This window comes from Staphylococcus sp. aM, from assembly GCF_052975125.1.
Map to the genome: position 1 here is coordinate 1,506,316 of NZ_CP121447.1, position 14,458 is coordinate 1,520,773.

A 14,458-nucleotide genomic window follows, 5' to 3' on the forward strand; every position below is an offset into this window, starting at 1 on the left:
ATAATATTCTTAATTTCACTTACAATAGATTGAACATCATTAAATGTAAGTTTATAATCAATATTGAGTTATCAATTGTGTGATTTTGATTATATATATTATTTTCTTTTTCATAAAAATTAATATTTCATATCATTGTCATACATATGTATTACTGTTTAAATCTAAATGGATTCGGGTGAAAATTATGTCAACTTTATCGATAATTCTAATAATTATCATCATTGTTTTGATTATCGCATTTTTCTTGAATCAACAGTATTTAAAAAGTAGAGTTGAAACTGAAGAATATGCAAAAAATCAAATCGTAGCGAAAAATTCAGCTTTAAGTGAGGAAAATCTTTCTTTAAAAAATCAAATGTTAAGTACCAACAAAGGCATTAGCCCACATGCATTCAAAAATGCAAAACGTGATTTACGAGGTATCTTAGATAAATTTGTGGAAAGTGGTCAGTTAAAGGTATATAACATCATAGCAACGAGTAACCTTGCCACAAAACATCCATTATTTGATTATGTAAGATCATTTGATTTTATTATTGTTACTGATGTAGGTTTAATCAATGTTGATGTTAAACATTGGAATCAAAAAACTTTCTACCACTTTGATGTGCCTGATAAGCACATTAATTTAGACCAACAACCTCTAAATAGAGATAAAATTGTTGGACATTATATTAGTGAACAATATCATAAACAATTCAATACTACTCGTGAAGGTGTCTATACATTCATTGAAATGCTTCAAGATAATCGAGTAATATATGAATTTTATGATTATGATCCTTACCAACAAGCTGCTAATAACGCTAAAGCATTAAAAGACCAAATCGAGTCACAGTTCAATTTCAAAATTCAAAGTATCGGTGTGGTTTATTTTAATGATGGAACTGTCAATATTATCGAAGGTTCTGAAGAAAGCGACAAATATGTAGACACAGTTTCAACTAAATCATCACTTGAAAAAGTGATTAATGACGCAGTAAGTTTATCTAAACATCCATTAACTAAAGATCAAGTTGAACAAATTACACAACAATTTAATTAAAAATTATATGATAAAAGGCCGATACAATTATGAAAAGATATCCATAATTGTATCCGCCTTCTTATTACATATTAACTCCAAATATTGACTTTATTTTTCTTAGCTTCATTTTGAGCCTTTTTAAATACATCTCTATATTTACCGTTTGGCGCAAAGTACTTCTCTCTTGCTAAACCTTTTTCAACGAGTTCTTTATTATACATATGATCTTTATCTAACCATACATAGGCTAAAGTTCTACCATATCTATCATTTTTTTCTTTATCATATTCAAGATACACGTCTTTATTAGTTAAAGTTTTCTTACTATAGTTCGAAGCCTCTTTACCATAAGGTTGAACAGGTGTGTTCGGTTTAACTGTTTCAGGCGTATCAACACCAATTAAACGCACTTTAATATTTTTGTTGCCCTGTTTTGCTACAAACGTATCCCCGTCAACTACTCTATCAATATGAACTTTTTCCTTTCCTTTTAATTCTGTATTAGTATTTTCAGATTTAGATCCACTAAATGGTCCAGTATGATTAATAAATTGAAACAATAATACACAAACAACTATAATGACCAACACAAGTGTTGATAAAGACTTTTTCGATTTCATTGATGTCACCCATTCTTACTTATTTATCCTGACTAATGATAATGAATAATAATCATAGCGTCAATACTAAATAAAAATTTTTAAACAAGCATGACCATGATATAATAATCAATGATAGGAGTGAATTAACAATATGTCTAGTGAGAATAGAGTCACACTTATAGCAGTCATTGTGGCAGTTATAATAGGTATTGTAATGCAAGTTGTATTTAAATTCCCAACTATAGTTTCTGCCGTAGTTGCATTATTTTTAGGAATTTTAGTAGGTTTTATCGTTTATTTAATCACCAATTTCATGGATAAAAGAAAGCGATAGACAATATTTTTTTAAATATCAATATTAAACAAAGCGTGCCATTGAAATCAAATTCAATGGCCTTTTTTAATTTCAAAAAAATATTTATTTTGTAACATTTATGTGAATATTAGAGGAATAATTTGTAAAATTTGTGGTATATAAAAATTAATAAAACAATTAATTCAATAAAATTTTTAGGAGGGGGAAATTATGGAAATTATAGATTGCATCATTGATAGCTATGAAATTACTTATAAAGTTAAAACACCCCAAAATCATACATTTGATCATACATTAAGCATTGAAACACCAACTTATAAAGCAATTGAAATTTTAAAATTACTTTCAGAACATGTTGATAAACAACCAAGCTAATTATATCCAACCATTATTTGTGGCAATTTTCCAAGCGTCAAAACGATTTTCAGCTTCAAGTTTATCAATAATAGATGATGTATAATTACGTATTGTTCCATTAGATAAATATAATTTATCTGCAATATCCTTACTACTTAATCCATTACCGATTTCTCGTAAGACAACTTGTTCTTTGTGCGTTAATGGATTGGTGTACGTAATTAATGATGTCATCAAGCTATCACTATATTCTTTCTTCCCTTTAACTACCTTCTGAATAGTATTTACTAATTCATCTATGGATCGCTCTTTTAAAACATATGCATCTACATCATTTGCTACAGCTTTTTCAAAATATCCTGGTCTTTTAAAAGTTGTAACAACGATAATTTTGGTCTGTAATTTTAACGCTTTAGATTCTGCTAAGATTTCAATACCAGTCATACCTGGCATTTCTATATCTAGAATTGCAATATCAGGTTCATATGTTTTTATTAACTCTAATGCCTCATTACCATTTCCTACATCTGCTATTACCTTCAAATCATCATTTAATTCGATAAGTTGTACCATAGCTTTTCTAAGCATATGTTGATCTTCAGCTATAATCATTGTAATCACATCATTTCACCTCTAGGTACACAGATTGTTAGTTTAGTTCCATTGTGATTTTCAATATTTAGTTCTCCATTTAAATAATTCACTCTATTCCGAATACTACTCAACTTTTCTTTATCTTTATTATTCATTCCTATACCGTTATCTTGGATAGTTAACATAATATATTTTTGATAATCACTCACATTAATTTTAACTGTAGTTGCATTAGCATGTTTAATAATATTGTTTATCGCCTCTTTTAAAATCATGGATACCAAAGCCTGCTTTGCTGGATTTAAAGATGCTACTATTTGTGTGTTAGAAAAAGCAAAATCAATTTGAGCATCTTTTAAAATTGTCGATACTGCTTTAACTTCTTCTTGAAATGAAGGCGTTTGAAGATTTTCTATTATATTTCTCACTTTTTTTAACGTGTCTTTTGATAGTTCATTGATAGATTCTATTTCATCTCTAGCTTTAGCTGGTTGTTGATCAATCAGTTTCATAGCTAGCTCTGATTTTAAGGTTAAACTTGCAAAAACGTGACCTAACGTATCATGCAAATCTTGTCCTATACGTGATCGTTCTTGTTCCGCTATTAGAATATTAATGTATTTATTCTGTTCTGTAAGTTTTTCTTTCATTTTACGCTCTTCTAAAGCATAAATATTCCCTACACACATTAAAAATATGACCACAAAATAAATTGATAAAGGTAATGTTGCATCATTTATAATAATAAACGTGATTCCTAGTGTTACTATAATCGCAATAACAAATGTAATAAAATATTTAGACTTAAATCCTTTTTTCAACATGAAAGGAATAGCAAATGCACTAAAGAAATAAAATAATGCATTCATTGGTTGTTTACATATAACAAAATAATCTAATAATATATAGTGAATCAGAAACATTATATACAGTGTTTTATCACTCACGTGATTATAGTAAAAACAATTGTGATATAATCAATTGCAAAAATGATTACAATTAGAAAATATTCCCATTTGGGTCTCTCAATACTATAATCGATTAGGTTTAATATCGGAAAAATCAAATAAATTAAAGGTGTTATTCTGGTTCCAATTTTTGTCCAAATGGATACATTTGTCATATTAATCCACTGCTTTCTGTTTATTAATCAATAATGCGATCATTAAAAATATCACGCTATAAAAAAATATTATTCCAAAAGAAGTAAAATCTATACCATCACCTTTACTTAAACGATAAGCCAATTGTTTAAGATGATAAGTAGGTGTTAATTTAGAAATAGTTTGCAACCAATCAGGGAATGTGTTAGTTGGGAACCATAAACCTCCTAAAATCGCTAATCCTATACCTATTAAGTTAGCAATACTGCTTGCTTTTTGAGTATCGTTAAATTGAGCAATAATTAAACCTAATGTTAACAACAAACTAGCATCTATCCATAATATAACTGCAGATTTTATCCACTGTATCATTTCCATATTTACGTTATTATAAAAGTGTGCTACTACAAATATTAATACAATAGCTAATAAAAACTGAAAAGTAGTCTTACTAACTTTTACCAAATAATATGACGTTATATTAAGAGGTGTGGTCATAAGATGCTTAAACCACCCATTTGTTCTTTCTTCAATCATATCAACAGGAAATGAAATCAAACAAAAGTTCATACAACTAAATACTACCATACTATACATATATTCCTTATAAAATATTATTCTTTCAGACTTAGGCAAATCTAATATAGAAGTGAATAAAAGATAAAAAAATAGTGGTAAACATATGGACATGATTAAATATAATCTTTTTCTAAGTAGGACTTTAAATTCGATTGTAAAATAAGACATTAGCATTATATTTCCTCCTAACTGATATTCGACTTATTAAATAGCACTTCTAATAGAGATGATTTATATATTTCAATTTCATTTAAATCAATATTCTGATTCATCATTTCTATTAATATGTCCTTGACTTGTTTTGTTTTAATTTCGAACTTTTGTTCTAATTTTTTGAATATAAAATTAACAGCCAGTTTTTGAACTTCATCTTTATATTTAAGCGGAATATATATGTAGGATGTTTTTTCTAATGACTTTATTTTATTTATATCTCCCTTAATTTTAATATGACCATTTTCTAATAAAGCAATTTGATCTGCCATTCTTTCTACTTCCTCTATATAATGTGTGGTATATAAGATGGTCATACCTTCACTTTTAAATCGATTGATTATTTTCCAAAAATGTTCTCTCGTTTCAATATCCATTGCGGTAGTTGGCTCATCTAATACAAGCAACTTTGGTTTACCAGTAACTGTTAAGGCAAAATCTAAAATTCTTTGTTGACCACCAGAAAGCTTTGAAGCCCATTGATTAAACAATTGTTCGTCAAAGTTAGTGATATTCATAAAATCCTCTTTAGAAATATGCTCTTGATATAAACTACAATATAAATTAAATAACTCTTTTACTTTTACTAATTTTGGAAAATGTGTTTTTTGATATAAAACAGCCATATGTTTTCTATTAATTAAACTATTTTCATCAATGATTTCACCAAAATCTATTGCTTTATTACCAATAATAATATCGATTAATGTTGATTTTCCTGCCCCATTTTTGCCAATGAGTGCTGTGCAAATACCATCTTCTATATTTAAGTTAATATTTTCAAGTACATTGACATTGTTAAATTGTTTACTTAAATGATTTATTTTTATCATTTGTACCACCTCTTTTTTGAGTTGAATACAGAATATCAATTTTGTATAACTCAAAATAGTAGCGTTTGTCATTATTTAGATATGACATTTGTCATATAGTTGACATAATATTATTATAATAAATAAAAAATCTGCCACATTTAGTGACAGAATTTTTATATTATAATATTGGCGAGATTAACTTAGCTAAATCTTCTTTAATTTTAATTGTTAATGAACGATTTCTATAACTTTCTACTGTTAACTCTTTTGATTTTTCTATATCTTCTTTATAAGCTTGTTTGATTTTTTTAGCTATCTCTTTATCATATACAAATGCATTAACCTCAAAGTTTAATTCAAAACTTCTATAGTCCATGTTTGCTGAACCGACTGACACGACCTCATCATCAATTAAACATACTTTAGAATGTAGGAATCCATTTTCATATGTATAAATATGGACACCACTTTCTAATAATTGTGCCGCATTCGCAAATGTTGCCCAATAAACAAATGGATGGTCTGGCTTACAAGGAATCATTAAATGTACCTCAATACCAGTCGCTGCTGCCATTTTCAAAGCATTGATATATGAATTATCTGGAATAAAATAAGGCGTTTGTATATAAATCGACTTTTTCGCTTTCATAATCATTTTAGTATAACCAAATTCAATTTGATGCCAATCTTCTGCTGGACTACTTGCCACAATTTGCATAGGTACATGTCCATCTTGCACATGTTTTTTCGGAAAATACTTATCGTTATATTCAAATTGAGGTCTATGTGCTTGAGAGTTCCAATCCATCATAAATCGAGTTTGTAAACCATCAACTGCGTCTCCAGCAATTCTAAAATGTGTATCTCTCCAATAACCTAATTTACCTAAACCAAGATAATCATCACCGACGTTGAAGCCACCTATATAGCCAACTTGTCCATCAATGACTACAATTTTACGGTGGTTACGGTTGTTCATTCTAAAATTGATAATTGGTAATTTAGAAGCAAAAAATGCCTCAACTTCTCCGCCTAATTCATTAAAGTGTTTAAAATTAGCCCTACCAACTTTTTTAGAACCAACATCGTCATATAATAGTTTGACTTCTAAACCTTCTTTCAGTTTTTCCTCTAATGCTTTGATGATACGTTTACCTAAGCCATCCAATTCGAAGCCAAAGTATTCTAAATGAATATAATCTTTAGCATTTCGAATATCTTCTAACATTTGATCATACAATTCATGACCATCTGTAAAAACATCAAGTTGGTTATTTTCAGTAATAAAACCATCTTGGTTCATAAGTAACATTCGTACTAGGTCATGGTGTTTCGCTACTAATTGATTATCCGTACCATATTGGTGTTCATCAAATTCCTTAATTTGTCTATCTATAAGTTCATTAAATGCATCTAATTCTTTACCATTATTTTTATCTAGTTTACGTTTAGACACTGTACGACCAAAGAATAAATAAAGGATAAAACCAATTAAAGGTAATACAAATAGTACAAATAACCATGCCCATGTTGAGCTTGCACTACGTCGATTTCTCTCCAAAAATATAATAATAAATGCTAAAACAACATTAATTACAAAACCTATTGCAAGTAATATTGTAAAAAGCATACCCAAATCATGAGAAAACTTTAATTCCATAAACATATACTCCTAACGACATATTATCTTTTAATTTGACTCATTTTTGACTAAAGTCACAAAAGCAGTGAAATCTTCCTCAATATTTGGAAACTTTTGTTCTTCAGTCTGTTTAATTGTAACATTTAACAAACGATAATTTGCCCCTTCTTCTGATTTTAAAAATTCATTTAAAGTACTTTCTAATTTTTCTAAACTACTTTCTGTAAAAGTCTTAAATGTAATTTGTTCCATGTTCTAATCCCCTTTTCTTTTTATTGATTAAATGATACGGCTTTTCTAAAAATAATTCAATAAATAGCGAAAGCGACAAAAGGAATTAAATATATTTAGACATTATATTGCTCGGAATATATTTGAAATATATTTAAAGTAAGATATAATATATTCATCCATCTTAGTTATCAGAATAATCTAACTAATTAAGGAAAGTAATTCATTGTAATATTGGAGGGAAAGTAAATGTTATCTTTTGAAAATGACTATTTAGAAGGTGCACATGAAAAAGTTTTACAACGTTTAATTGAAACAAATCGAATTCAAGCTCCAGGATATGGATTTGATCAATTTACTGATCAAGCTATCCAACAAATTAAACATAAAATCAAATGTCCTGATGCAACGATTCGTTTTTTAGTAGGAGGTACGCAAACAAATCAAGTCGTGATTAACTCCATGTTAGAAAGCTATGAAGGTGTTATCTCAGCCGAAACTGGTCATGTTGCAGTACATGAAGGCGGCGCAATTGAATATAGTGGACATAAAGTACTGACAATCCCTTCATCAGAAGGAAAAATCACTGCCAACGGTGTTGAAGATTATATTGAAACCTTTAATAGTGATTTTAAACGTGATCATATGGTCTTTCCTGGTATGGTATACATTTCCCATCCTACTGAATACGGTACATTATATTCAAAAAGTGAATTAGAAGCACTATCTAACGTTTGCCGAAAACATAATCTACCCCTTTTTATGGACGGTGCGCGCTTAGGTTATGGTTTAATGAGTGATCATTCAGATATGACTATCGAAGACGTTGCGAATTATTGTGATATTTTTTATATTGGTGGAACTAAAATCGGTGCTTTGTGCGGAGAAGCAGTTGTATTTACGAAGCAGAACGAACCCAAACATTTTACGACACGTATTAAACATCATGGCGCCCTTTTAGCTAAAGGACGATTAACCGGTATACAATTTCTTGAATTATTTACAGATGATTTATATTTCAAAATTAGCCGCCATGCGATTGAAATGGCCAATAAAATGAAAGAAGGTTTCCTTAAAAAAGGATACCGACTATATTTTGATTCACCTACTAACCAACAATTCTTCATTTTAAGTAACGATAAAATTAATGAATTAAAACAAAAAGTAAAATTTGCCGTTTGGGAAAAATATGATGATCAACATCGAGTAGTTAGATTTGCGACAAGTTGGGCTACACCTGAAGAAAATATTAATCAATTATTAGAATTGATATAGATAAGCATTTTGAAAGCATCATTCTTTAAGAGAGTGGTGCTTTTATTATATATTCACGGAAGACATTTTTTAGACTACTTGGTCATCAACATTGTCCACACTAGCTTCTTTAAGCATTGATCGTGTTTCATCTTTCATTTGATTCAAAGCTTTTTCTGCTTTGAGTTCTTGATTTTCTTTCAGAACTTTTTCAAGTTCATATTGATTCTTCTGATCACGATTCATCTTGGCTAATTTCTCAGCTTCTTGAACGGCATCTTTAATACGTTCATCTGACTTTTTACGTTCTCTAGCTATACGCTCTTTAATCAATTGCGATACTTCTTCTTGAGAAAATGTTTTCTCAGTTTGTTGTGATTGTTCATCACTGTTGTTTAATTCCTCATTGTTCTTAGGTTCTTCAGTAATATTACTTTGATTATTCTCCATGAGATATACCTCCGTTTATAGTCTGTCGACTGTTATTCCATACTTGCTTTTAAATGTCATCAGCACGTTTTGGACAATAAAAAATAACCTTCACAATGGAAGGTTAAAAAAGTGTATAAAAATAGCACCACTTTCTATTTATTTGTGTAGAAAGGATGCTTTAATCAGATGATTTTATTTTAGCTTCACTGGATTCTTTTTTAACGTTTTCTTTTAAATCATCAATCATTTCATTGATTGAACAGCTACCATCAAGTTGATAAGTGTACATTTAAATCACCTCACATTGTAATTAATCATCTTTATTTGATGTAAATCCTTAAGATAATTTTCGATTTCCTTTTCTTTTATTAATCTTTCATTTTTATTATAAAAATGTTTAGTCAATAAATCAACGGCAACGCTACTAATATATTTATTTGTTTTTGTAATATATTTAACTTGACTTTTATTAGTTACAATAGTGATAGTTTGCACAGAATTTTGCTTTATGTATAAACCTAAATCATTTAATGAAAATCCTGATTGTCCAGGATGGTTATGTAACATAATAATTGAATTAGGTTTACTGTTAAATAACAATTCTGTTGCTTTTTCCCCTGGTACAAAGGATACACTATCTTGATCACCATATACTTTTGTAACTTTACCATCTTTTAATAAATAAGCTACTTCATTGCTATCATTGTTTTCTTTGGCCTCTTTAAGTAAGGCTTTATGTTGTTCTTGTATAAATTGATTTTCTTCTTTGGTATGTGTTGGTATATCAACATATCTGACCTTATCAATTGCTTGATCAGTAATATATATTTTCTTTCCTAATACTTTAGCTTGTTGTAATTCATCTTTGGTTGTATCATCTTCTACTTGATATTTACCTTTACGCTCTTTAAAGAATTTCTCTCGCCAATTACCTACATGTGGCACTGTGGTACTTCTACACCATGGATGCATAGGTGGCGCATTTACACCTGGAATCATATCTTTAACTTTAAATACTTTACCATTTAATGAGTGACATAGTTTAGATGTTTTCTTATCTATTTTGGCCACATATTTATATTCGCCATCTTCACCAAGTTCTTTAAGATAAGTTAACTTTTGTGATTCTGCTTGAACACGTGCTGATTCAGTGACTAACAATCGACTGGCGTTATAAGTAGTTGAGTTGAATTGTTTTTTTAATTCAGATACGAATTCATTTGGATGACGTCCACGAATAACGACATGACTCGTCACACGTTCTAATTTAGTCATTACATGAGGAAAGGTTTCGTTTTGTATGATGTCTTTAAGACCTTATCGCTTTTTACATTTGAAAAGACGCATCTAGTTAGATACGTCTTGGGATAAATACAGTATTCACTTATGGCAAAATTTAAATTAAACCATTTCCAAATAGTTCAATGATCATATAGCTTATTCAAACTAAATTAAATATTTTATTAAAAGTATAATTCCAATTAAGAGAAGTGCCCCTTTTAAAAAATCTAATTTCTCTTGTTTTGTCGTTTTCCGTACTGTAATCGTTACTTTCATAATTATTTACCATGACATCGGTTTATATATAATTAATGTCTACCTTTCTTTTATTTTATATTAATTACTTGATATCTATTATCAATCTATTTTTGTGTTCTTATTTTTAAATTATTATTTCGTTCACTAAGACAATAATTGAGTCATACTAACTTTTTATTTCTTGCCTCATTGATATTTATAGTAAAAGTTAATTGTCTTAAGTTCATTAAAAATTCTTTGATTTCATTTTTAACGAGAGAGGTGGACAATAAGTGGACAACAATCTAAACACAATTCTACATAACTTGTATTGTCCACCCCATCAAACAAAAAAGAGCTAAAGCAAAATTACTCTAGCCCTTGATATAACGACATTCCCCAATGTTGTTTAGCGTTTTAGTATTGTTTCATATATTGCTCGCGTTCCCATTCAGAAACTTGAGTTCTGTAATAATCCCATTCAATTGATTTTGAATTGATGAATTGGTTATAGATATGATTACCTAACGCTTTTTTGATTGTTGGATTTTCACGCATTGATTTTAACGCAGTGTATAAAGTTGATGGTAAATCTTGGATACCAACAGCTTCACGTTCTTCACGATTCATTTCATAAATGTTTTGGTTTACTGGTTTAGGAACTTCTAATTTGTTTTTGATACCGTCTAATCCAGCTTCTAAGATTGCTGCTAGTGCCATGTATGGGTTAGCTGCTGGGTCAACTGAACGTACTTCAACACGAGTAGATAAACCTCTTGATGATGGTACACGTACTAATGGTGAACGGTTTTTACCACTCCATGCAATATAACATGGTGCTTCGTAACCTGGTACTAAACGTTTATAAGAGTTTACTAATGGGTTACATACTGCTGTGAATCCACGTGCATTTTTAAGAATACCTGCAGTGAATTGGTATGCTGTATCAGTTAATTCCATTTCGCCATTTGGATCATAGAATGCATTTTCTTTACCTTTAAATAATGATACGTTGAAGTGCATTCCGCTTCCGTTTACACCAAATAATGGTTTTGGCATAAATGTTGCATGCAAGTTATGTTTACGAGCGATTGTTTTAACTACCAATTTGAATGTTTGGATGTTATCACACGCTGTTACTGCATCTGCATATTTAAAGTCGATTTCGTGTTGACCTGGCGCAACCTCATGGTGACTTGCTTCAATATCAAAGCCCATGTCCTCTAATTCAAGAACGATGTCACGACGGCAGTTTTCACCTAAATCCGTAGGTGCTAAGTCGAAGTATCCACCATCATCATTTAATTCTAATGTAGGTTCACCTTTGTCATCTAATTTGAATAAGAAGAATTCTGGTTCAGGCCCTAAGTTGAAGTCTGTGAAACCTAAATCTTCCATTTCTCTTAAGATGCGTTTTAAGTTTGCACGAGGGTCACCTTCGAATGGTGTACCATCTGTTTTGAATACGTCACAGATTAGACGTGCAACTTTACCTTGACCAGCTGTCCATGGGAAGATAACCCAAGTATCTAAGTCAGGGTGTAAGTACATATCTGATTCTTCAATACGTACGAAACCTTCGATTGATGATCCGTCAAACATCATTTCGTTATCTAAAACTTTTTCTAATTGACTTACTGGTACTTCAACATTTTTAATTGTTCCTAAAATATCAGTGAATTGTAATCTTAAATATCTCACGTTTTCTTCTTCAGCAAACTTACGAATATCGTCTTTTGTAAAACTACGTTTTGGCATACTTGAAATCCTCCAAATTTTATTTTATAAATCGGGATAAATCTCCTCGATTTATCGGCAATGTTTCACCGTATGGTTTTTGAGTTGCATCTACAATCATTTTCTTTCTAGTTTCATGTTCGTCTGATGATAAGTGATTCTCTTGATTATGAATAATTTGTTTAATACCTTTAATATTAAAGCCTTTTTCAATTAAAGATTTAATTTCTAATAATCTTTCCAAATCATTCAGTGAAAATAATCTCTTATTTCCCTCAGTTCTTTCCGGCTTAACAAGTTCATGTGTCTCATAATAACGAATTTGTCTTGGACTTAATTCTGTTAATTTACTGACTACACTCATGGAGAATACAGCCATGTTTCTTCTAATAGAATCATTAGACATCGCTAACATCTCCTCCACTTTTGAACTTGTACTTAATTTAGCATAGTTTAGCTCAGATTACAAAAATATGTTAGGTTTTCTGACATGATAAGTGAAACCATTGATATGACAGCATTTTAGAAGCATTGAAATACCACCACGTAACAACATTCACAAAAATTTCTGAATAAATTTTAAAATTTTCTGATAAAAAAACTGAAACATGGTGGGACAACAATAAAGAAATACTTTTTCTTTAGAAATTAGTATTTCTTATGCATGTGTTTCACTCATGTATTTCTATTTTAATGTACACATTAGCTGTGGCTAATGCGTAAGAACCACTACATATAAGATTAGTGGTTCTTTATGATTTCTGTCCCTCTCCTAATATCAAATTAAACAAGTCCTTGTTCTTTTAATTGAGTGACTGCACGTGTAACAGCTAATTTAACATGTTCATATGTTAAACCACCTTGAACATATGCTTCATATGGTTCACGTATAGGACCATCAGCAGACAATTCAATTGATGAACCTTGAATGAAAGTACCCGCAGCCATAATAACGTCATCTTCATAGCCTGGCATATAACTCGGCTCTGGGCTAAAATGTGCATTGATTGGTGATGCATGTTGGATACTTTGACAAAATGATATCATTTGTTCTTTTGTTTCAAATGTCACAGTTTGGATTAGGTCTGTACGTTTAACGTTATACTTAGGTGTTGTAGTCATATTTAATTTTTCAAGTAACAGACTCGTAAATAAAGCCCCCTTTAAACTTTGGCTGACGACGTGAGGTGCTAGGAAAAATCCTTGATACATTTCTTGTAGTGAATTTAAAGATGCGCCTGCTTCTTTACCAATACCTGGTGCAGTTAATCTATAACCACAACGCTCAATTAAATCCTTATTACCAGCGATATAGCCGCCTATTTTAGCTAATCCACCACCAGGATTTTTAATGAGTGAACCTGCAATTATATCAGCGCCAACTTCTGTAGGTTCTTGTTCTTCAACAAATTCTCCATAACAATTATCGACAAAGATAATGACATTCGGATATTGTGCTTTAATTGCCGAAATCGCTTCTTTAATTTCATCAACAGGTATTGAAGGTCGTTGATCATAACCTTTGGAACGTTGGATAGCAACGACTTTAGTTCGATCATTAATTGCATTTAGAACGCTAGGTATATCAATTTTACCCTCTGCTAATGCTACTTCATTATATGAAACACCATGTTCCTTTAAACTCTCAATGCCATTGCCGTTTACTCCGATAACTTCTAATAATGTATCGTATGGACTACCCGTGATATATAATAATTCATCACCGTATTTCAAATTACTTTGTAAAGCCAAGGTAATGGCATGTGTTCCAGAAATAATTTGTGGTCTTACAATGGCATCTTCTGCTTTAAATGTTCTTGCATAAATTTCTTCTAAATGATCACGTCCAAAATCATCATATCCATAGCCAGTTGTTCCTAATAAATCACTTTCTGTAGCTTTAACTGCATGAAACGCATCTAATACCTTTTCTTGATTAATCAAAGCAATGCGTTCAATATCTTTAAAGTACGGTGTCAATGTAGATTCTACATCTTCAATAAGACTTCTCATATCTGTCATCTTGCTAACTTCC

15 protein-coding genes and 1 pseudogene are annotated in these 14,458 nt (G+C 30.3%); 4 read left to right on the top strand and 12 right to left on the bottom strand.

The window, feature by feature from the left end:
• Positions 1 to 187: 187 nt before the first annotated feature.
• A complete protein-coding gene (locus tag P7F85_RS07345) occupies positions 188 to 1,048 on the top strand; it encodes a hypothetical protein (protein ID WP_015365040.1) in 861 nt (286 codons plus the stop codon).
• A gap of 71 nt (positions 1,049 to 1,119) precedes the next feature.
• Here P7F85_RS07345 and nucI read toward each other — a convergent pair whose 3' ends face one another.
• Complete coding sequence (nucI, locus tag P7F85_RS07350; RefSeq protein ID WP_002466364.1) at positions 1,120 to 1,650, bottom strand: thermonuclease NucI; 531 nt, start codon at positions 1,648 to 1,650, stop codon at positions 1,120 to 1,122.
• A 133-nt stretch (positions 1,651 to 1,783) separates the two neighbouring features.
• Between nucI and P7F85_RS07355 the strand changes: the two genes are divergently transcribed.
• Together P7F85_RS07355 and P7F85_RS07360 are read left to right on the top strand one after the other, a co-directional pair.
• Positions 1,784 to 1,966: a hypothetical protein gene (locus P7F85_RS07355; RefSeq protein ID WP_002466352.1), complete on the top strand. Its 183-nt coding sequence runs from the start codon at positions 1,784 to 1,786 to the stop codon at positions 1,964 to 1,966.
• A 192-nt stretch (positions 1,967 to 2,158) separates the two neighbouring features.
• On the top strand, positions 2,159 to 2,323 hold the full coding sequence (locus tag P7F85_RS07360; protein ID WP_002451285.1) for a hypothetical protein: 165 nt from the start codon (positions 2,159 to 2,161) through the stop codon (positions 2,321 to 2,323).
• Here the strand turns inward: P7F85_RS07360 and P7F85_RS07365 are convergent, their stop codons facing one another.
• The 6 genes from P7F85_RS07365 to P7F85_RS07390 form a co-directional block, all read right to left on the bottom strand.
• Positions 2,324 to 2,917, bottom strand: coding sequence for a response regulator transcription factor (locus P7F85_RS07365; RefSeq protein WP_222128793.1), 594 nt, complete (start codon positions 2,915 to 2,917; stop codon positions 2,324 to 2,326).
• 5 nt (positions 2,918 to 2,922) lie between these two features.
• The gene (locus P7F85_RS07370) at positions 2,923 to 3,768 is read right to left on the bottom strand and encodes a sensor histidine kinase (RefSeq protein WP_002466739.1); all 846 of its coding nucleotides are present in this window, start codon (positions 3,766 to 3,768) and stop codon (positions 2,923 to 2,925) included.
• 255 nt (positions 3,769 to 4,023) lie between these two features.
• A complete protein-coding gene (locus P7F85_RS07375) occupies positions 4,024 to 4,755 on the bottom strand; it encodes an ABC transporter permease (protein WP_046464372.1) in 732 nt (243 codons plus the stop codon).
• 11 nt (positions 4,756 to 4,766) lie between these two features.
• Complete coding sequence (locus tag P7F85_RS07380; protein ID WP_042752803.1) at positions 4,767 to 5,627, bottom strand: ABC transporter ATP-binding protein; 861 nt, start codon at positions 5,625 to 5,627, stop codon at positions 4,767 to 4,769.
• Between the two features lie 160 nt (positions 5,628 to 5,787).
• Positions 5,788 to 7,269 (bottom strand): cardiolipin synthase, encoded by a 1,482-nt coding sequence (gene cls / locus P7F85_RS07385; protein ID WP_015365045.1) that lies wholly within the window; start codon positions 7,267 to 7,269, stop codon positions 5,788 to 5,790.
• A gap of 30 nt (positions 7,270 to 7,299) precedes the next feature.
• The gene (locus P7F85_RS07390) at positions 7,300 to 7,503 is read right to left on the bottom strand and encodes a hypothetical protein (RefSeq protein WP_015365046.1); all 204 of its coding nucleotides are present in this window, start codon (positions 7,501 to 7,503) and stop codon (positions 7,300 to 7,302) included.
• A 228-nt stretch (positions 7,504 to 7,731) separates the two neighbouring features.
• Here P7F85_RS07390 and P7F85_RS07395 point away from each other — a divergent pair, with 228 nt between their 5' ends.
• On the top strand, positions 7,732 to 8,757 hold the full coding sequence (locus tag P7F85_RS07395; protein WP_002467192.1) for a threonine aldolase family protein: 1,026 nt from the start codon (positions 7,732 to 7,734) through the stop codon (positions 8,755 to 8,757).
• Between the two features lie 69 nt (positions 8,758 to 8,826).
• Here P7F85_RS07395 and P7F85_RS07400 read toward each other — a convergent pair whose 3' ends face one another.
• From P7F85_RS07400 to P7F85_RS07420, 5 genes and pseudogenes are all read right to left on the bottom strand, one after another.
• Entirely contained in the window at positions 8,827 to 9,186 is a 360-nt protein-coding gene (locus P7F85_RS07400; protein ID WP_002467194.1) for a capsid assembly scaffolding protein Gp46 family protein, read from the bottom strand.
• A gap of 276 nt (positions 9,187 to 9,462) precedes the next feature.
• A pseudogene (locus P7F85_RS07405) lies at positions 9,463 to 10,446 on the bottom strand (minor capsid protein); the annotation flags it as partial.
• A 657-nt stretch (positions 10,447 to 11,103) separates the two neighbouring features.
• On the bottom strand, positions 11,104 to 12,444 hold the full coding sequence (gene glnA / locus P7F85_RS07410; protein WP_002467191.1) for a type I glutamate--ammonia ligase: 1,341 nt from the start codon (positions 12,442 to 12,444) through the stop codon (positions 11,104 to 11,106).
• A gap of 19 nt (positions 12,445 to 12,463) precedes the next feature.
• Positions 12,464 to 12,829 (bottom strand): MerR family transcriptional regulator, encoded by a 366-nt coding sequence (locus P7F85_RS07415; protein WP_015365050.1) that lies wholly within the window; start codon positions 12,827 to 12,829, stop codon positions 12,464 to 12,466.
• Positions 12,830 to 13,206: 377 nt separating this feature from the next.
• Positions 13,207 to 14,445 carry a methionine gamma-lyase family protein gene (locus P7F85_RS07420; protein WP_002466636.1) on the bottom strand — a complete coding sequence of 413 codons (1,239 nt, stop codon included), beginning with the start codon at positions 14,443 to 14,445 and terminating at the stop codon, positions 13,207 to 13,209.
• Between the last annotated feature and the right edge of the window lie 13 nt (positions 14,446 to 14,458).

Coding starts and splice junctions, on each gene's coding strand:
- cls (WP_015365045.1), bottom strand. CDS start 7,269: ATGGAATTAAAGTTTTCTCATGATTTGGGTATGCTTTTTACAATATTA.
- nucI (WP_002466364.1), bottom strand. CDS start 1,650: ATGAAATCGAAAAAGTCTTTATCAACACTTGTGTTGGTCATTATAGTT.
- P7F85_RS07345 (WP_015365040.1), top strand. CDS start 188: ATGTCAACTTTATCGATAATTCTAATAATTATCATCATTGTTTTGATT.
- P7F85_RS07380 (WP_042752803.1), bottom strand. CDS start 5,627: ATGATAAAAATAAATCATTTAAGTAAACAATTTAACAATGTCAATGTA.
- glnA (WP_002467191.1), bottom strand. CDS start 12,444: ATGCCAAAACGTAGTTTTACAAAAGACGATATTCGTAAGTTTGCTGAA.
- P7F85_RS07370 (WP_002466739.1), bottom strand. CDS start 3,768: ATGAATGCATTATTTTATTTCTTTAGTGCATTTGCTATTCCTTTCATG.
- P7F85_RS07420 (WP_002466636.1), bottom strand. CDS start 14,445: ATGACAGATATGAGAAGTCTTATTGAAGATGTAGAATCTACATTGACA.
- P7F85_RS07415 (WP_015365050.1), bottom strand. CDS start 12,829: ATGTCTAATGATTCTATTAGAAGAAACATGGCTGTATTCTCCATGAGT.
- P7F85_RS07390 (WP_015365046.1), bottom strand. CDS start 7,503: ATGGAACAAATTACATTTAAGACTTTTACAGAAAGTAGTTTAGAAAAA.
- P7F85_RS07355 (WP_002466352.1), top strand. CDS start 1,784: ATGTCTAGTGAGAATAGAGTCACACTTATAGCAGTCATTGTGGCAGTT.
- P7F85_RS07375 (WP_046464372.1), bottom strand. CDS start 4,755: ATGCTAATGTCTTATTTTACAATCGAATTTAAAGTCCTACTTAGAAAA.
- P7F85_RS07395 (WP_002467192.1), top strand. CDS start 7,732: ATGTTATCTTTTGAAAATGACTATTTAGAAGGTGCACATGAAAAAGTT.
- P7F85_RS07365 (WP_222128793.1), bottom strand. CDS start 2,917: ATGATTATAGCTGAAGATCAACATATGCTTAGAAAAGCTATGGTACAA.
- P7F85_RS07400 (WP_002467194.1), bottom strand. CDS start 9,186: ATGGAGAATAATCAAAGTAATATTACTGAAGAACCTAAGAACAATGAG.
- P7F85_RS07360 (WP_002451285.1), top strand. CDS start 2,159: ATGGAAATTATAGATTGCATCATTGATAGCTATGAAATTACTTATAAA.